Origin of the sequence: Tropicibacter sp. Alg240-R139, from assembly GCF_900537075.1 — a bacterium.
GTDB lineage: Bacteria > Pseudomonadota > Alphaproteobacteria > Rhodobacterales > Rhodobacteraceae > Falsiruegeria.
On sequence record NZ_UNRA01000001.1, the window covers coordinates 322,692 to 340,818 of the forward strand.

The 18,127-nt window shown below is 58.3% G+C and carries 19 protein-coding genes; 5 read left to right on the forward strand and 14 right to left on the reverse strand.

What is annotated here, in order from left to right; all coding sequences use genetic code 11:
• The 6 genes from G6R15_RS01605 to G6R15_RS01630 all read right to left on the reverse strand — a co-directional run bounded on the left by G6R15_RS01605 (position 1) and on the right by G6R15_RS01630 (position 5,657).
• Positions 1-363: an META domain-containing protein gene (locus G6R15_RS01605; RefSeq protein ID WP_205520451.1), complete on the reverse strand. Its 363-nt coding sequence runs from the start codon at positions 361-363 to the stop codon at positions 1-3.
• The gene (locus tag G6R15_RS01610; protein ID WP_205520452.1) at positions 360-722 is read right to left on the reverse strand and encodes a YbaY family lipoprotein; all 363 of its coding nucleotides are present in this window, start codon (positions 720-722) and stop codon (positions 360-362) included. The genes G6R15_RS01605 and G6R15_RS01610 overlap by 4 nt, the downstream gene beginning before the upstream one ends.
• Positions 723-823: 101 nt before the next feature.
• Complete coding sequence (locus G6R15_RS01615) at positions 824-2,008, reverse strand: YgcG family protein (protein ID WP_164658042.1); 1,185 nt, start codon at positions 2,006-2,008, stop codon at positions 824-826.
• Between the two features lie 58 nt (positions 2,009-2,066).
• On the reverse strand, positions 2,067-2,801 hold the full coding sequence (locus G6R15_RS01620; protein WP_164658043.1) for a YbaY family lipoprotein: 735 nt from the start codon (positions 2,799-2,801) through the stop codon (positions 2,067-2,069).
• Between the two features lie 105 nt (positions 2,802-2,906).
• Entirely contained in the window at positions 2,907-4,685 is a 1,779-nt protein-coding gene (locus G6R15_RS01625) for an SLC13 family permease (protein WP_164658044.1), read from the reverse strand.
• Positions 4,686-4,838: 153 nt separating this feature from the next.
• Positions 4,839-5,657 carry a TIGR00282 family metallophosphoesterase gene (locus G6R15_RS01630; protein WP_164658045.1) on the reverse strand — a complete coding sequence of 273 codons (819 nt, stop codon included), beginning with the start codon at positions 5,655-5,657 and terminating at the stop codon, positions 4,839-4,841.
• A gap of 150 nt (positions 5,658-5,807) precedes the next feature.
• Here G6R15_RS01630 and G6R15_RS01635 point away from each other — a divergent pair, with 150 nt between their 5' ends.
• Positions 5,808-6,035, forward strand: coding sequence for a DUF333 domain-containing protein (locus G6R15_RS01635; RefSeq protein WP_164658046.1), 228 nt, complete (start codon positions 5,808-5,810; stop codon positions 6,033-6,035).
• A gap of 84 nt (positions 6,036-6,119) precedes the next feature.
• Here G6R15_RS01635 and G6R15_RS01640 read toward each other — a convergent pair whose 3' ends face one another.
• Both G6R15_RS01640 and mgtE read right to left on the reverse strand, forming a co-directional pair.
• Positions 6,120-6,677 carry a 5-formyltetrahydrofolate cyclo-ligase gene (locus tag G6R15_RS01640; RefSeq protein WP_164658047.1) on the reverse strand — a complete coding sequence of 186 codons (558 nt, stop codon included), beginning with the start codon at positions 6,675-6,677 and terminating at the stop codon, positions 6,120-6,122.
• A complete protein-coding gene (mgtE, locus tag G6R15_RS01645; RefSeq protein WP_164658048.1) occupies positions 6,674-8,068 on the reverse strand; it encodes a magnesium transporter in 1,395 nt (464 codons plus the stop codon). Before mgtE ends, G6R15_RS01640 begins: the two co-directional genes overlap by 4 nt.
• 147 nt (positions 8,069-8,215) lie before the next feature.
• Between mgtE and guaD the strand changes: the two genes are divergently transcribed.
• Positions 8,216-9,499, forward strand: coding sequence for a guanine deaminase (gene guaD / locus G6R15_RS01650; protein WP_164658049.1), 1,284 nt, complete (start codon positions 8,216-8,218; stop codon positions 9,497-9,499).
• Between the two features lie 62 nt (positions 9,500-9,561).
• Here guaD and G6R15_RS01655 read toward each other — a convergent pair whose 3' ends face one another.
• The 3 genes from G6R15_RS01655 to G6R15_RS01665 form a co-directional block, all read right to left on the reverse strand.
• Entirely contained in the window at positions 9,562-10,896 is a 1,335-nt protein-coding gene (locus G6R15_RS01655; RefSeq protein WP_164658050.1) for an 8-oxoguanine deaminase, read from the reverse strand.
• A 121-nt stretch (positions 10,897-11,017) separates the two neighbouring features.
• On the reverse strand, positions 11,018-11,809 hold the full coding sequence (gene hisN / locus G6R15_RS01660) for a histidinol-phosphatase (RefSeq protein ID WP_164658051.1): 792 nt from the start codon (positions 11,807-11,809) through the stop codon (positions 11,018-11,020).
• Positions 11,810-11,865: 56 nt separating this feature from the next.
• Positions 11,866-12,237 (reverse strand): helix-turn-helix domain-containing protein, encoded by a 372-nt coding sequence (locus G6R15_RS01665; RefSeq protein WP_164658052.1) that lies wholly within the window; start codon positions 12,235-12,237, stop codon positions 11,866-11,868.
• Positions 12,238-12,586: 349 nt separating this feature from the next.
• Between G6R15_RS01665 and G6R15_RS01670 the strand changes: the two genes are divergently transcribed.
• A complete protein-coding gene (locus tag G6R15_RS01670; protein WP_164658053.1) occupies positions 12,587-13,543 on the forward strand; it encodes an NADPH:quinone oxidoreductase family protein in 957 nt (318 codons plus the stop codon).
• Positions 13,544-13,554: 11 nt separating this feature from the next.
• Here the strand turns inward: G6R15_RS01670 and G6R15_RS01675 are convergent, their stop codons facing one another.
• Complete coding sequence (locus G6R15_RS01675) at positions 13,555-14,616, reverse strand: helix-turn-helix domain-containing protein (RefSeq protein WP_164658054.1); 1,062 nt, start codon at positions 14,614-14,616, stop codon at positions 13,555-13,557.
• A gap of 432 nt (positions 14,617-15,048) precedes the next feature.
• Positions 15,049-15,927, reverse strand: coding sequence for a LysR family transcriptional regulator (locus tag G6R15_RS01680; RefSeq protein ID WP_164658055.1), 879 nt, complete (start codon positions 15,925-15,927; stop codon positions 15,049-15,051).
• A 125-nt stretch (positions 15,928-16,052) separates the two neighbouring features.
• On the opposite strand from G6R15_RS01680, the gene G6R15_RS01685 reads away from it, so the two are divergent.
• Together G6R15_RS01685 and G6R15_RS01690 are read left to right on the forward strand one after the other, a co-directional pair.
• The gene (locus tag G6R15_RS01685) at positions 16,053-16,262 is read left to right on the forward strand and encodes a DUF1127 domain-containing protein (RefSeq protein WP_164658056.1); all 210 of its coding nucleotides are present in this window, start codon (positions 16,053-16,055) and stop codon (positions 16,260-16,262) included.
• 179 nt (positions 16,263-16,441) lie between these two features.
• Positions 16,442-17,218, forward strand: a complete 777-nt coding sequence (locus G6R15_RS01690) for a Bax inhibitor-1/YccA family protein (protein WP_164658057.1) — start codon at positions 16,442-16,444, stop codon at positions 17,216-17,218.
• Positions 17,219-17,610: 392 nt separating this feature from the next.
• Here G6R15_RS01690 and G6R15_RS01695 read toward each other — a convergent pair whose 3' ends face one another.
• Positions 17,611-18,126, reverse strand: coding sequence for a hypothetical protein (locus tag G6R15_RS01695; RefSeq protein WP_164658058.1), 516 nt, complete (start codon positions 18,124-18,126; stop codon positions 17,611-17,613).
• Between the last annotated feature and the right edge of the window lies 1 nt (position 18,127).

Below are 18,127 nucleotides of genomic sequence, written 5' to 3' on the forward strand. Positions count from 1 at the left end.
TCAGGAGCGCGTGAAGCCTAACCGCATGATCGCAGTCTCGGCCTTGTCAAATAAGATAAGGTCGAAACCTTCTTGCTGATAGTGCCGGACATCCTGCAGGTCATTCAAAAACGCGCGTTCCAAGGTCGCCAGATCCGCCTGACAGGCCAGCAGCGTTCCGGCGGTTTCAACCGGGAACAGCACGTCGTTAGGGCGCAGTAGATTCTGCTTCGTCTGGGCAACCCCGGAGAGTGTGTTGCACCCTGCCGTCACCTCGAACGTCCCTGCTCCAGTGAAAGCGATATGTGGTCTCCAAGACATGTTCAGCGGCGTTCCGCGAAGCTCCGTCACTTGCCAGCTGCCACTGAGCGGGTTGTTGATCAAAAGGAACACTGTGATTTCGACGGGCCCCTCTGCCACATCAATATCAACCGGGATGGCGGAAAAATTGTAAACAACAGTTCGCCATCCGACGCGATTTCAACTTCGACTGTTGCATGATCGGTTTTGTCGATCTTGTCGTCGTCAAAGACCAGATCAAATGCTGCTGGAAGCGTCTCGACAATATATTGCGTGCTGGCAACAACGCGGGCGCTGTCACCGTTGCCCGCATTGACCACCAATTTCACCGTCATCTCTGACGGTTTACGCAGATCGATTGGTTTTAAGTTAGACACGGTCCCCGAAAGGGTACCAGAAACCGCCGCGACCAAAGCGCCGAACCAAAAGACCAGCGACACCACCAAAACTCGGAAACACATGACGAACCCTTAGATTGCGATGTGCTTAGCCTAATCTCCCTGAGATTGCTATTGCAAGACAGTTCCCGGCCCATGCGCCGCGCCTACCAGCTGCCCCCGGCCCCACCGCCCGACGAGGACCCACCGCCAAAGCTGGACCGGCTTGAGCCGCCCGAGCTGGAGCTATCTGACAGCTTCGGGATGGTGCGCACCTCGCTGTCGTGGTGGCCACAATGCTTGCAGTCGTAATCGACCCGCTTGCGGCCCGTGCTGGATTTGGTCGCGGCGCTCAGCACCGTGCTGGTGGTCGAAAGGGTGCGATAGTTGCATTGCGGACAGGCGCCATAACCCGAAAACCAGCTGCGGTAGCGGTTGATGTCCATGTGCCCACAGGATCGGCAGTGCCAGACATCGTAGTCGACGGATTTGAGGTATTCCTCAAGCTGCTGACCGCCATCCAGATGGGCATCTTCGGCCTCTTCGCCCGCACGCTCCATCAAGGTCTTGCACTGCTCACAGGGTCGCGGACGGTTGCGCATGTACTTGCGTAGCCACCAAACGAAACCACCAAACGGAACCAATACCAGCGCCAAAAGCCCATGGCCGATCGCTTGGATCTTGCGCCACAGCCAGGTGATCCCCTGCTGGAATGATCCCGCATCCCACTGTCCCGGATAGACGCCGGACACCTCGCGCACGGTCTCATCCGTGCCTTTTTCCAACCCCGCCTCATACTGATCCGCCCGGAACCACGGCAGGTATCCGGTGTTGACCACACGCTGCATCCGCGCGTCCCAAGTGCTGTCATAACCGTCGCCAAGCGCGATCCACATCTCGCGGTCATAGCGCGAGATCAGGATCAGAACGCCATTGTTGCGCGTCGCGTCCCCCACACCCCACTCGTTGAATGTTGCCGTGGCAAAAGAGCGGATGTCACCCAAGTGCCCATAAAAACCCATGTCCTGAACGGTCAGCAGGGTCATTTCAACCCCAGTACGATCATAGAGCTCAATGAACTTGGTCCTGATCCGCTGCTCGGCCTCATCCGACAGCAGGTCCACATAGTCGTTCACGTAAACGTCGCTGTAGCCGGGCAGCTGAGCGCCTGTCGCTGTGGTGATCTTGGTCGGGCGCTTGCGGTGCTCAGCCTTCAGCGCCTGCGTCGGCGGTGCGGCCTCCACAACCGTGGCCGGTTTGGTCATTACGCCGATGCCATATCCAATCGCCCAGCCGACAAAAACGACGGCTGCTACGATCATCATCGCGATGCGAAAGTCCCGACCGGTCATGCAATCCCCCCTTGTTCCGGGTCGAGACTAGACGTGTTTTTCGTGCAGGGCAAAGCCCTTAGGGCACCAACATCAAGCGCATGACCGAAATACCCGCATCATTGGTCAACGCAAGAACGTCGCCGTTTCGCACATAGCCCGTAACCTCGCCCATCGCTGTCAGGAAATCCTTCTCCAGCTTGTCCAAGGGTGGCGGGCAGGCCATCAGGGTCCCGGCCATATTATCAGCAAACGCGATCTTTCCGTCCGACAGCTCGGCCTCTCCGCGATAGCTGTTGCAGCCCCCTTTTGCGCCAAATGCACCACCTTCGGCGAATTGAATTTCGGGAACCTTTTCGCTGATGACTGCCTTGCCGGACAACTGCGTCACCTTCCAATGCGTGTTCTCCAACCCAAGGCCGATATCCACTGCGGCCTTTTTTAGAACCATCAGCGCCATCGTATCGTTTTCATCCTGCAACACCGGATGCACCGTGTCGTTGATAAAGAGCAGCTTGTCGCCCACCAGAATCTTGGCCTGCACGGCATAACGCATGCGCTCGTCGATCAACGCATCATCATACTCCAACGAAAAGCTCGTTGGCACACCCTTCATCGCATAACGTTTGCTTGACAGAACCGTCGCCGCTACATCCTGACGCGAGATGTCGACCAATTGCACGTCCAGCACCGCGCCCGGCGGCAAGGCAATGCGTTCGCGATAGGTGGCCGAGCCGGTGATAGTCCCCGCCATGGCGCTTGTCCCGATCGCAGCAAATAGCACCACGCCTGCAAAAATCTTACCTACCGTCATCACATTCCATCCGAATACATTCAACAATACTCAGATCGGAGCGCGAAAGGGCGATTCAAGTCAAGCCTTGGCTGATGCGCGGAAACACACCGTTTTGCACACCCCTTATAGCGGCCAGATCAGCGGAATGAGGACCGAGGCCAAAAGCCCCACAGTCAGGTTCAGCGGGATACCCACCTTCATGAAGTCGGTAAAGCGATAGCCACCCGGACCATAGACCAACATGTTGGTTTGATAACCGATAGGCGTTGCAAAAGATGCCGAGGCCGCCACCATGACGGCGATCACCAAGGGACGCGGGTCAATCCCCATCGTTTGCGCCAGGCCGATGGCGATAGGTGTCACCACCACCGCGACGGCATTGTTCGACACCAGTTCGGTCAGAACCGAGGTCAGCAAGTAAATCGCCCAGATCACCATGAACGGCGGCACCTGGCCCAGGTACGGCGCAATCGCCTCGACAATCAGGGTAACCGCGCCCGAGCTTTGCAGGGCAGCACCGATGGCCAGCATCGAAAAGATCAACGCCAACAAGCGCCCGTCTACGAAAGAAAACGCCTCGTCTGCGTCAATGCAGCGTGTAACCAGAACCAGAGCAACCGCCATGATCGACAGCATCAGGATTGGTGCAACACCAAGCGCCGCAAGCGTCACGATCCCGATCAACGAGGCCACCGCAATCGGCGCGTGGCTGCGGCGATAGGCCCGGTCCGAGGGCTGCGAGACATCAACCATGTCCATGTCCACTGCCAGACGCTGAATATCCGCGGGCGCGCCCTCCAACAGCAGCGTATCTCCCACCCGCACAACCAGCTCGTCCAGCTGGCGCCCGATGTTCTGGTTGCGGCGATGCACCGCCAGCACATAGACGCCGTAGCGCCGCCGCAAACGCAGGTTGCCCAGCGAGCGGCCCACCATCTTGCAGCCCGGTGTGATCAACACCTCAACGGTCGAGGTTTCAACGGCAGAAACCTGATCAACCCGTTTGAGTTCCTTGTTGCGCTGCAATCCCAAAAGCTCGGTCATTCTGGTGCGCAGAACGACCCTGTCCCCCACTTGCAGCTCGACCCCTTTGAGGTTGCGTCGCAGCGACGTATCACCACGAACCACGTCGATCAGGCGCACGCCGGGGCGTTTGAACAGTTGCACACCCGTGACTTCGCGCCCGATCAGGTTGCTATCGGGGGGGATCACAGCCTCGGTAAAGAACTTCATCTTGGATTTGTCAGACAACAGCGTCGCCATGCTGTCACGTTCGGGCAGCAGGCGCGGCGCGACGAAACGCAGATAGACCATACCGTAGGCCACGATCGCCAGCCCAAGCGGGGTCACTTCAAAGATCGAAAACGCCTCCATCCCCTGTGCGCGGGCAACACCGTCCACCAAAAGGTTGGTCGAAGTCCCGATCAAGGTTAGCGTGCCACCCATGATCGCAGCATAACTCAGCGGAATCAGCAGTTTCGAGGCCGGCATATCCAGCGACCGCGCAATCTGCACAAAAACCGGGATCATCACGACGACGACGGGGGTGTTCGACACAAACGCCGAAGCAACCACAACAAAGGCCATCAACATCCCGATGGCAAACTTTGGGTTCACCTCTGTCTGCTTGCGCGCAATCGACGTGAACGCATCCAGCGCCCCGGTCCTGACCAAAGCACCCATGATGATGAACATCGCCGCGATCGTCCAAGGTGCAGGATTGGCCAAGACCGGCAGGGCCACATCATAGGGCAGCACGCCGGTGACCAGCATCAAAGACACGCCCGCAATGGCCACAACTTCGGTCGGGAACACCTCGCGCAGGAACAGCACGAACATGACGCCCACGATGATCAGCGACAAAATGGCGGATCCGGTTTCAGAAAGCTGGATTAGCTGCATATGTCCCTTTGTGCCCTCGAGAGAAAAGACCGAAGGCCACTGTTCCCGATTGCCCAAGCGCGGGCAAGCCTGCGTTTGCGCGCACCTGTGATTTGCCCACGGATTCAGAACGTGTGTACCAAAAACGGGCAAAAGGAGAAAAACTTAGTGTGGTCAGAGACCCGGGCCCGCCTGTTGCAGACGTCCGCCCACGCGCACCATGCTGATCGACTTGGATTCGCCGGTCCGATCATCTGTTTCGACAAAGACGCCTGACAGCGTGGCTTCTTCGGTCGCCGGGGTGAAGCGCGCTTTGGGCATACCCGTGATAAAGCGGCGCAGCGGCTCCATCTTTTCCATGCCGATGACCGAGTTATAGTCGCCGCACATGCCCGCGTCGCTCAGGTAGCCTGTTCCACCTGGCATCACCATCGCGTCCGCAGTCGGCACATGGGTGTGAGTGCCTACAACAAGGCTCGCCCGGCCGTCGCAGAAATGCCCCATGGCCATCTTCTCGGACGTCGCTTCGCAATGCACATCCACGATGATCGCATTGGCAAGCCCGCCGCGCGGGTGCGACTTCAACACCATTTCAACGGCCGAAAACGGATCGTCAAAGGGCCGCTTCATGAACACCTGCCCCAGCACCTGCAGCACCAGAACCTTGCGTCCACCGGGTGCGTTGAAAAGGCGATACCCCTTGCCCGGTGCGCTCTTGGCAAAATTCAGCGGGCGGATGATACGCGGTTCCTTTTCGATGAACTGCAACATGTCCTTTTGATCAAAGGCATGATCCCCCAACGTGATGCAATCGGCCCCGGCATCCAGCAACAGCTTGGCATGATCGCCTGTCAGCCCCATCCCATTCGAGGCGTTCTCGCCATTGACCACGACAAAATCCAACCGCCATTCGTCGCGCAGACGTGGCAGGTTGTCCCGAACCGCCGCGCGCCCGGCGCGGCCCATTACATCACCAAGAAACAAGCATCTCATGAACGTGTCCTATTGCGCCCTGCTCTTTCGAACAAGATGAAACACGGTTCGGTGCGGTAATATAGCAATTTTTCCCCGCATACGCTGAGGTTGAAATCGAACTCCACCAGTGCAACCTGTTCAAGGAAAATAGCGATAATAGGTGATCACATGAAATCTGCGTTGACGACTTTGATTGTTCTAGCCGCGGCATCCACGGCACTGGCCAGCGAGACCAAGACCACCCTCGCCAACCCGGCCGCGACCTTTTGCATCGAAAACGGCGGCACGTATCAATTGGGTAAAGACGAAAACGGAAACTCGGTCGGCTATTGCATCCTTTCGGATGGTCAAAAGGTCGACGCCTGGGATTACATCCGGGCGCATTTCAAGGATTGAGCGGGCACTCGGGGCTTTGCCCCCGCCGCAGCAAGCTGCATCTCCCCCGAATATCCCGGAGCGCGAGGCAGAGTCTCGCTGTAGTCAAAACGTCAGAACACGGCTTTCAGTGACCAGCATGTTGAGCGGCTGATCGGTTGGCTCCAGAGGCAGGTTCTCGGCCTCTTGTGCGTCAAAGGCAAACCCAATGGCCAGGGTCGGACGCTTGGCACGTAGCCTTTCCAGCGTGCGGTCGTAGAAACCGCCGCCATAGCCAAGACGCCCGCCGTTTGCGTCAAACGCCACCAGAGGCACGATCAGGATTTCAGGGTCAAAGTAGTCGTCCACTTCGGGCACCTGCGCGCCAAATGGGCCATCGCGCAATGCGCCCTCGAGCGTCCAGCGCGAGAATTTCAGCGCCTGCCCTTCGCCCTGGATCACTGGCACGCCCACCGCTCCATAAGCCGCAGCCTCGGCCATAGCAGGCAGCGGGTCAATTTCGGTGCGAATTGGCATGTAGCCTGACAGCGATACGCCACGGTGGCCGGCCAAGATTTCGGACAAGCGGCCAGCGGCGCCCGGCAAGCGCGCGTCAAATGCTGCTTTGCGCCGGGCAAAGCCTGCTTTTCGGGCCTCTGCCTTGATTGCTGTAAGATCATTCATAACAACACCACCGTCGCGAGTCCCAGAAAGATGAAGAACCCCATGACATCCGTCGTGGTCGTCACGAAGGTTCCAGACGCCAGCGCCGGGTCCACGCCCAGCTTGTCCAGCACGATGGGTACTACCGTACCTGCAAAGCCCGCGATGATCATGTTCACGACCAAAGCAGACCCGATCACGACCCCCAGCATCGGAGACCCGAACCACATCAGCCCGATGGTCCCCAACACCAGCGCAAAACATAAGCCGTTCAACACCCCCACCATCACTTCGCGCCGGATCACCCGCCACATGTTGGACGAGGTTAAATCACGTGTCGCAAGCGCCCGCACGGCAACGGTCAGCGACTGCGTGCCCGCGTTGCCGCCCATCGAGGCGACGATGGGCATCAGGATCGCCAGCGACACCAGCTGCGAAATCGATTCTTCGAATTGCGAGATCACCAGCGACGCACAGATCGCTGTGAACATGTTCACCCCCAACCAGGGCAACCGCCGTTTGCTGGTGTCGGCCACGCTGTCGGATAACGAGCTTTCCTCGGCCACACCGGCCAGTCGCAGGATGTCCTCTTCGTGTTCCTCGTCCAACACCGCCATGGCATCATCGATGGTAATCACACCAACCAACCGCCCGTCGTCATCAATGACCGGAGCCGAGATCAGGTGGTACTGGTTGAAGGCATAGGCCACATCCTCTTCGTCCTGATCGACGGGGATGGTCTGAAATTCGTCTTCGGCAATCGCAGTCAGCGGGACTTCTCGCTTAGTACCCATGAGCTTGCCCAAAGTCACATAGCCGACAGGGTGCAGGCGCGGATCAACAAGGATCAGGTGATAGAACTGTTCGGGCAGATCATCGCTATCACGCATGTAATCAATGGCCTGGCCGACAGTCCAATGTTCGGGCGCCATGACGACCTCACGCTGCATCAAGCGACCAGCAGAGTTCTCGGGATAGGCCAACGCCTGCTCAACCGCGATCCGGTCGGCGTCTTCAAGCGCGTCAAGGATCGCCTCTTGTTGTGGCTCTTCCAGGTCCTCGACCAGATCGACCACATCGTCGCTTTCCAGCTCGCGCACAGCTTCAGCAAGCACGTCAGGATTCAGGACCGAGATGACTTCCTCGCGCACCGATTCGTCGAGTTCTGAAAGTATTTCACCGTCAAACTCGCGGTCATAAAGGCGGATCAGCCGCGCGCGATCAAAGGGATTGATCTGTTCCAACAAGTCGGCGATGTCGGCCGCATGCAGCGGTTCCATCAGTTCGGTCAGTTTTTCGCGGTCTTCGACGTCAACGGAGTAAAGGATCGCAGCGACCTGCTTGCGGTCCAGCTCATAGGCGTCGTCGTCCGATGCGGTATCAAGATCGACGGGAGTGTTGCCTGTGGTCATGTTCCGCCCCCTACTGAATTGGCCGCAAAATAGAAGAAGCTGCTACCGAAAAACAATGACAATAGCGCAATTTACCGAAATCAATGCTGCCTCTATCCTGTTTGCCTGAAATTGACGACGTATTGACGACGCAAGGAGCAAAACAAAATGGCCAGCCAGACCATCCTGCGAGGGCGTGTATTGTCCTTTACCGGCACCCCGTTTCTGGGCGAGCCCGGCGATGCAGTGCAGCTGCACGAGGCGGTCGTTGTGTCTGGGCAGCATGTCGCGGCTTTGGGCGATCTGGACCAGTTGCAGGCCGATTATCCTGAGGCCAACGTTGTTCATCACGGCGATAAGGTGATCATGGCAGGCTTTGTCGACGCCCATGTGCATTACCCGCAAACCGCGATGATCGCGAGCTGGGGCAAGCGGCTGATCGATTGGCTGAACACCTATACCTTCCCCGAAGAAATGCGCTTTGCTGACCGCGCCTATGCCGATGAAATCGCGGGTCGCTACTTGGACCTGACGGCAGATCACGGCACCACAACTATGTGCAGCTTTGCCACCATCCACCCCGAAAGCGTCGATGCCTTTTTCTCGGCAGCGCAGACACGCGGGCAGCGGGTGGTGACGGGCAAGACCTGCATGGACCGCAACGCGCCCGAGGGTCTGCGCGACACAGCTCAAACCGCCTATGACCAGTCAAAGACGCTGTTGGAACGCTGGCACGGGGTGGACCGGCTGGAATATGCGATCACGCCGCGGTTTTCACCCACGTCGACGCCTGAACAGTTGGAGGCCATGGGCGCGCTGTGGGCAGAGAACCCCGACTGCCTGATGCAAACGCATCTGAGTGAGCAGACCGACGAAATCGAATGGGTGCGGGGTCTCTTCCCTGACGCGCGCGATTATCTGGACACCTATGAGAGTTTTGGCCTGCTCGGAGGGCGCGGCCTTTATGGACACGCGATCCACCTGGATCCCCGCGAACGCGATCAACTGCGCGAACACGGCGCGGCGCTGGTGCATTGCCCGACCTCGAACACCTTCATCGGCTCGGGCCTCTTTGACATGGCGGGGCTGATGGCCGAAGGGCAGCGGATCGGTCTGGCCACTGACACGGGCGGCGGGTCCAGCTTTTCCATGCTCCGCACGATGGCGGCGGCTTATGAGATCGGCCAGTTGCGTGGTGTGCCTCTGCATGCGGCACAGCTCTTGTGGTTGGCCACAGTGGGGTCGGCCCGCAGCCTGCGGATGGATGACAAGATCGGCAATCTGGCACCGGGGATGGAGGCGGACCTAATCGTGCTCGATCTCACCTCAACCCCTGCAATTTCGCAACGCTCTGCTGTGGCCGATGATCTGTGGGAGGCCCTGTTTCCCACCATCATGATGGGTGACGACCGCGCCATTTCCGAGGTTTGGATCAACGGCCAGAGTCGTTGATCGCATCCCTTACGGGATGCGAATCTTTGGCAACCGTATTGTTCAACAAGAAGAAGCAGGGGTTACGGCTGAAGCATCCGCGCCAACTGATTCTGACGTTCGATCACGCGTGGCAGGTCAATGGTCGTGACATGACCATCACGCACGACCTGTCGCCCCTCGACAAACAGGTGTTTCACCTGTGTCGGCCCAGCCAACAACAGCGCCGCCGGATCCCAGCTGCCCGCGCTTTCGACACCTGAAACATCCCAGATTGCAATATCGGCGCGCTTGCCGGGGGCAAGCCGCCCACAGTCCGGCCGGTTCAGCACGTCAGCACCACCGCGCGTCGCGATTTCCAACGCCTCGCGCGCCGACATCGCATCCGCACCGTTGGCGACCCGCTGCAACAGCATCGATTGGCGCGCCTCGGCCATCAGGTTGCCACTGTCGTTGCTGGCCGAGCCATCGACGCCCAAGCCCACATTCACACCAGCGTCGCGCATTGCGCGGACTGGGGCGATACCACTGCCAAGACGGCAATTGGAACAGGGGCAATGGGCCACCCCGGTTTTCGACCGCGCAAACAGGTCAATCTCTTGCCCGTCAAGCTTCACGCAATGGGCATGCCAAACATCATCGCCGGTCCAGCCTAGATCCTCGGCATATTGTCCCGGACGGCAGCCAAAGTTGGCGAGGCTATAGGCGATGTCTTCGTCGTTTTCGGCCAGATGGGTGTGCAGCATCACACCCTTGTCGCGCGCCAGAATGGCGGCATCCCGCATCAGGTCACGGCTGACCGAAAATGGCGAACAAGGCGCCAGCCCGACACGGCACATAGACCCTTCGCTTGCGTCATGAAACGCGTCGATCACGCGGATCGAATCCTCCAGAATGGCGGTTTCTTTTTCCACCAGACTGTCAGGCGGCAACCCTCCATCGCTTTCGCCAATGCTCATGGCGCCACGGGTTGGGTGAAACCGCATACCAATCTCGGCGGCGGCGGCGATGGTGTCGTCCAGCCGTGACCCATTGGGGTACAGATAAAGGTGATCGGAACTGAGCGTGCAGCCCGACAGCGCCAGCTCGGCCAAACCCACTTGGGCCGAGGTAAACATCTCCTCCGGGCCAAAGCGCGACCAGATCGGATAAAGCGTCTGCAGCCAGCCAAACAGCAGCGCGTCCTGGCCGCCCGGTACGGCACGCGTCAGGCTTTGGTACAAATGATGGTGTGTGTTGACCAGGCCGGGCGTCACCACACACCCCTTGGCCAACACCGTTTCACCCGAGGTTTGCAGACCCTGCCCGATTTGGACGATCATCCCATCCCTTATGAGGATATCGGCCCCGGACAGCTCTTGACGTTGGTCATCCATCGTCAGGATGACATCAGCATTTTTGATCAGAAATTCTTGCATATCGCACACTCCGTCCAACTGCCCACCTCAGTCGAAGTGTGTAATGCACCGATGGAAAGTGGGCCGAAGAACCGGTGCAGGGGTAAGCCTAGCGCCAAAGCCACAAGCGCTCAAGGGAAGACTATACAGACTTGAGGATTGCCAGCGCAGCCGCGTGAATGTCAGCGTTTGCCGCTGCCAGAACCCGTCCACCATCATGAGCAGGTTCACCCTGCCAGTTGGTGACAAGGCCCCCCGCGGCCTGAATGACGCCAATAGGGCCTTGGATATCATAGGCATTCAAACCGGCCTCGATCACAAGATCGACCTGTCCAGCAGCCAGCAAAGCATAGGCATAACAATCCATCCCATAGCGCGTCAGCCGAACATGGTTTGCAACCGCCTCGAAGCCTGCGCGTTCGTCGACCGTCCCGACCTCGGGAAAAGTGGTGAACAGAACCGCATCCGCGAGCGATTGCGTATCACGGGTTTTCAGCTCTTCAACGCCATGCGGGCCAGTCATCGCTGCGCCCTCAGTCGACCCCACAAAGCGTTCACCGATATAAGGTTGATCGACGATACCCAGGATCGGCCCTGTCTCGATCGACAACGCGATGAGAACCCCCCAGGTTGGCGTGCCACTGATAAAGCCACGCGTCCCGTCAATAGGGTCCAGGACCCACTGGCGACCGGAATGCCCCGCGCTTTGGCCGAACTCTTCGCCCCAGATTCCATCATCGGGTCGATGCCGCCCCAGAACTTCACGCATCGCCTCTTCGGCAGCGCGATCTGCGGCAGTGACCGGGTCGAACCCATCGGTCAGTTTGTTTTCAGCAGTCAGGTCAGCACGACGAAAAAATGGCAGAATCGCTGCGCGTGCAGCGTCTGCCATTTCATGTGCCACTTGCAGGTCTGTAAGCGCGTCAGAAGTCATCCATCACGAGTGACATTCACGCCCTTAAAATGCAAGCCTCAGTTGTCAGTTGGCTTTCACGCCACGTCACTCAGAACACGGGCCAGTTCGAACAGGCGGCGGCGCTGATTCTCGGGGATGGCATAATAGGACCGCACAAGATCCAGAGCTTCCTTGTCACCCATCAGGTCCGCAGGCACATTGGGCTTTTCCGGGCTGCTCTTGTGTGCGTCATCCAGACCCTCAAAAAAGAAACTGACAGGAACATCAAGCGCATCTGAGATGTCCCATAGACGCGACGCACTGATGCGGTTGGCGCCAGTCTCATACTTCTGGATCTGTTGGAATTTGATGCCGACTTGTTCTGCCAGTTGCTGCTGCGTCATGCCGATCAACCAGCGACGGTGCCGTACGCGTTTGCCCACATGGACATCAACGGGATGGGTCATAGGGTATCTCCTCTGTTTCACTGACAACCGTCCGGGTTTCGACAACAGGGCGCGGCGCTCATCCCAAAGTGAGGCGTGCCGTTTAACATATCCCTAATTTCACCAATGCGACCCGAACCGCACCACATCTAAAAATATGGCGAAGTTTTGGGTTGAATTCAACCCGGTTGATTCCCCTCATGCGAACACAAGTATAAGTATGATGCTCAAGATTGGGTGATCGCGGCAAGCGCAAACCGTCGCACTGGCAACACCATAGGGTTGCAGTCGCGCCGATTTCCCCGCAAAACCTGGCAGCAAACACAGGGTTTCAGCCCCCATCAAGGGCCAAGAAAACAAGGGGAACGGGATGCTTGCCTATCAAATTCAGTCCAAGGGCGAGCAAGCCGCGTTTGCCGATCTTCCCCTGCCTGCACCCGGCCCCGGGCAGATCAGATTGCGCATCCGGGCATGCGGGCTGAATTTCGCCGACCTGTTGATGCAGAAGGGAACCTATCAGGATATTCCACCTGCCCCGTTCACCCTGGGCCTAGAGGTCGCAGGCGAAGTCGATTCTGTTGGATCAGACGTTTCTAACTTGAAAACAGGGGACCGCGTCGCTGTTTACTCGGGCCATGGCGGATTGGCCGAATATGGCGTGTTCGACGCCACTCGGGCGGTCAAACTGCCCGACACCATGAGCTTTGAGGATGCCGCCGCAATTCAAATCGCCTATGGCACAAGTCACATGGCCTTGGACCACCGTGCGCGCTTGCAGCCTGGCGAAACGCTGTTGGTGACCGGAGCAGCCGGCGGTGTTGGCCTGACCGCGGTGGAAATCGGCAAACTGTTGGGCGCGCGCGTGATTGCCCACGCCCGCGGGGCCGACAAGCTTGAGGTGGCACGCCGGGCCGGCGCTGACATCCTGATCGACGATGCCGAAGACCTTCGCGCTCGCGTCAAAGAGCTGGGTGGTGCGGATGTCGTTTACGACGCCATCGGTGGCGACGTGTTCAAGGCCGCCTTTCGCGCCACCAATCCCGAAGGTCGCCTGTTGCCCATCGGTTTTGCCGGCGGCGATGTCCCCCAGATCCCGGCAAACCATCTGCTGGTTAAAAACCTGACCGTCATTGGTTTCTACATCGGCGGTTATCTCAAATTCCGCCCACAGGTGGTTCACGACAGCTTTGCCACCCTATTTGACTGGCACACACAGGGGCGTATCAAGCCCCATGTCAGTCACGTCCTGCCCCTTGATCGGGTCGCCGAGGGCATGACGCTGCTGAAAGAACGGAAATCGACCGGCAAGGTGGTGATCACTCCCTAAGCAGCTGAACTTTACAGTTGATGCAACCAGGATTCGTAATTTTCCACCGTGTCACGTCGGGTCAAGTCAATGCGGCGCAAGGATTTGGCGTGCTCGCGATAGTCACGTGGGGATTGATCGTACTGCGTGCGAAAAGCACGGGCAAAGGCGGCCGCGTTTTCGAACCCGCACGACCGCGCCACGTCATAAATCGGGCAATGGGCCAAAGCCGGATCCGCCAATTGGCGCGCTACAGCTCGCAATCGGCGGGTTCTAACGTATCTGGCCACGCCGCCATAGGCCTCGAATATCTGGTACAGCTTGCTGCGCGACACCCCGGCCTGACGCGCAATCGTGTTCGGTGACAGCTCTGGATCGCTCAACCCGATTTCGACAATCTTCTTGACCAAAGTGATGGTCGCCAAGGGAATATCCGCCCCTATCGCAGGGGACCCATTGACGGTGCCGTTCAAACAGGCCGAGACCAGCCCCGCCACATGGGGCACCACTTCGATGGCCTGTGCCGTCGTCATATCTGGCGCTATGCTGCGCAAGGTTGCGATCTGGTTGTGCAGCAGTCGCACCAAAGGCTCGTCGGGCGATAGGTACCGAAGGTGCTGATCATCCGGCGATTGGAGAAACGGCGCCACCATGTCACGAGGCAGGATCAGCGAGACGTTGGTGAAATCACTGGTTGCCGACTTAGCCTCGCGTGCCAGATCATAGACCACCAGCCCGCCCTTTGGCGCCACTCCGCCCGATACCCCCTGCTCGGTTGCCAAGTTGCCACGAGAGAACAGTTGAACCATGTAATGATCCATGCCGTCCGCAGCGATCCGCTGTGGCGACCGATACCAGGTTTGCTGACGTGAACTGGTTTCTGCCAACATGACCCCGTCCAGCAGATGCCCGTCGACGCTGGCGTTGAAATTGTCGTGCCTGACGTCCAAACTCGCCTCGACCTCAAAGACACAGGAAATGCTTTCGCGCCACTCTTCGAACCGCTGTCGCCGTGGCACATCGCTTACAGAGAAGTGACTGTGAGCCAGAGGCGCGAAAGATGCTTCATCGGATGCCCCTTCTGCGTCGCTCATGTGTCACCTCCCGTTTGTGCAGGACAAAACGCCGTTAAGGCACCTAAACTGTCGAAATACATAGCTTATACAGCTTCGTTCACTGGGCAAGGTGCTGCCAGCAAAAACAAGGGAACTTTGCGATCTGTCCGAAAGTTCGTGCACCACGTCCAGAGTCACTGAAAAGCGGTGTCGCCCAAATGCGGCTTCGGTTACCCAAAGCTTAGCTGTGTCAGGTTGGTCAAGACTCCGTATTCACAAGTGCACTGTGAGTGGTTGTACTTGTGAACGGACCTCGTACTAAGCCAACTGGGCTAAAGCTGTTTTTGGGAACCCAGAACCACGGCGTAGCATCGACGTGCAGTGACCAGTATATTTTATGGCCTAACCATTTTTTCGTGACGCTACATGCCTGTCGTCGGTTTTGGGTTCCTTCCCTCTTCGCTGTGGAATTTACCCCACCGCTTTGAGCGGCGTACCGCCAAGGTTGAGAAAACTCTGTCGCACCAATGACAGCAATTCGTCCACTACAGGCCCCTTGTTGCCAGATGCGCCATACAGGTTGATCTTGTGAACCGGCAGCTCGGGCAACGCCCCGCCGCTTTCGATCTGCACCAGATGGCGCGGCTCTGTCCCGTCCAGCATGGCGTGGACCGCCAGATCCGCGCTGACTGTCGCCTCGATCGTGCGGTCGTTGTCGGTTTCCACGGCAAGATCCCATGTCACGCCCGCCTTATCCAGCGCCGCCAATACCTTGGGCCGGAACAGGCACCGCCGCCCCATGGCCACACGCAGCGGGCGTTGACGCCAGGCTGATCCATCCGGGGCACCCACCCACCGCAACGGCAGTTCCGCGATGGTTTCGCAATCCGGGCCAGCGTTTACCTCGGTGGTCAGGATTACGTCACATTCACCGCGTGAGAACTTTTCTTTCAGCAGCATCGAATGTGAGGATAAAAGCTGTACCTTCATGCGCGGGAAAATGACGTTGAACTGTTTCAGGACACGCGGGATCGCGGGATAGACAATGTCATGGGGCACCCCCAGCACCACCTCGCCCTCGAACGCCTGATCGGTCAGACGGCCAATCACCTCGTCATTCAGGGCAACCATGCGGCGCGCATAGGCCAAGAGCTGCTCTCCGGACGCCGTCAGAGCAATGCCCCGGCCTGACCGGTCCAGCAGGTCCAGCCCCAAAAGCTCTTCCAACCGTTTCAACTGCATCGACACGGCAGATTGCGTCAGGTTCAAAAAACCGGCGGCCTTGGTCACGCCGCCGCTGTCTGCAACGGCCACAAAAGACCTGAGCGTGGTGATGTCGAGATTTCGCATGATCACAATCCTTGATGCATTCTATCAAAAACATTCGTTTTCATAATCAAACACAATGCGCCATATACATCAAGGAAATTGATCGAAAGACGACAAACCATCAATACCTACGAAAGGAAAAGGCCATGACCCTGATCAACACTTCGATTGCCCACCGCCGCCCCCGCGCCTCGATCCTGAGCTCAATCGCGCATCTGGTTGCCGTGCACCGTCAGCGCAAGGCACTGGCCCGCATGGATGATGCTGCACTGGAGGATATCGGCGTATCGCGCGCGCAAGCAAACCGCGAAGCAAGCCGCCCGATCTGGGACGCTCCGGAAACATGGCGTTGCTAACCCATGAACAATGCACAGTAGATCGGTGGCGATCTTATCAAACGCCACCGATTTGACCTGATTTCCGTGCAAAAGCAGTACCGGAAATACTTGAATTTTCAGCCAACCTCTCCGATATTCACATAGAAAGCCGACGGTTTCTGCCGAACGGCCACAAGATTATGGAATGGAGACCCTTTATGGCACAATTCGACACAATCCGGACGGCCGCAGGCGCGCGCACGGCCGAGATTGACGCGGGCCTGCGCGCCCACATGAACAAAGTCTACGGCACCATGTCCGTGGGCATGCTCATCACATTTGCCGCTGCCTGGGCCATCTCCGGCCTGGCCGTGACCACCGACCCGTCGCTGGCTGCTGCTCAGCTGAGCGCGGATAAGTACCTGACCTCATTTGGTTACACGATCTACGGCTCGGCTCTGAAATACGTCATCATGTTCGCCCCCCTGCTGTTCATCTTTGGCTTCAGCGCCGGGATCAACCGCCTGTCGGCCTCTGCTGCACAGCTGGTGTTCTATGTCTTCGCAGCAGTTATGGGTCTGTCGATCAGCTCGATCTTCCTGGTCTTCACCGGCCAGTCGATCATCCAGGTCTTTCTGATCACCTCGATCGCCTTTGCCGGTCTTTCGCTGGTGGGTTACACCACCAAAAAAGACCTGTCGGCCATGGGCACCTTCCTGATCATGGGTGTGATCGGCCTGATTGTGGCGTCGATCGTGAACATCTTCCTTGGCTCGTCGATCGTGACGCTGGCTATCTCGGCACTTGGTGTTTTGATCTTTGCCGGTCTGACCGCTTACGACACCCAGCAGATCAAGAATACCTACCTGCAGATGGCCCATTCGGGCGACCAAGAATGGCTGGGCAAAGCCGCCATCATGGGCGCGCTGAGCCTCTATCTGGACTTCATCAACATGTTCATGTTCCTGCTCCAGCTGTTTGGAAACCGCGAATAAGCGCACCCCATCACACCAAATTCCGAATGGGCGGGTTCACATCGAACCCGCCCTTTTTCTTTGCCCACTCTTTTTCCAGAAATGGATACCCGATGATCGTTCGCTCTCTTGGCTTGAACGCGACCGACCGCTGACAGACAAGGTCAAGACGCTGGTGTGACGCTCTGGCGCGCTGCACGGTACGACCATGCATTGTTACCGAGACGGTACTGGTTCGATACTGGGTCGATGCCGATGGCGCGCATCGAATGAAGCAATGACAGAGCGCTAGAAAGAAACTAGAACAGCAATCCACACCATCAAATTTGCAAGCTTCAACGACGCCTCGGCAAAGCTGATGGCCAACGCAGGGTTAACACCTCAATCGGTCTATGCGGAGTGGCGAGCTGAACCTAGCTGCAGTTGAGCGGCACGGCATAAGCCGTCGTGCGCCGTCCGGCCCGGCCCCTTTGGTAGGCGGGGCCGTTTGCCAGACACCCGGTCAGGCGGGGCACGGATGCCAGGAACGTATCTCCTGCGCCGCGCTCCATTCGGATGTTGTCCCCTTCAGGAGTGCGCAGAACGGCGAACAACACCCCGTTCACTTCAACCGTGCTCAAATAGAGGGTGCGATCCTGTTCGCCGACCTCAGCCGCATTTGCGGGCGTGCGCCCTCCGGCCTCCAGCGCAGCCCCTGCCAAGGCCCCAATGTCCGAACTCTCGGCGCGCAAGCGCACGGGCGGCAAAGACGCCAGCTGTGTCGGCACCGAGGCGCGCCGGGCAACATAATCTGCCGACCCTTTGGCCTCGCTAAATGTCTTGGGTTCCCCGTCGATCCCGGTGAACCCGACCCCCTCGCGCACGAACAGTCCGCTACAGGCAGACAACGACAGAACGGCAAGACAGGCGGGCAGCAGAATTTTTTTCATG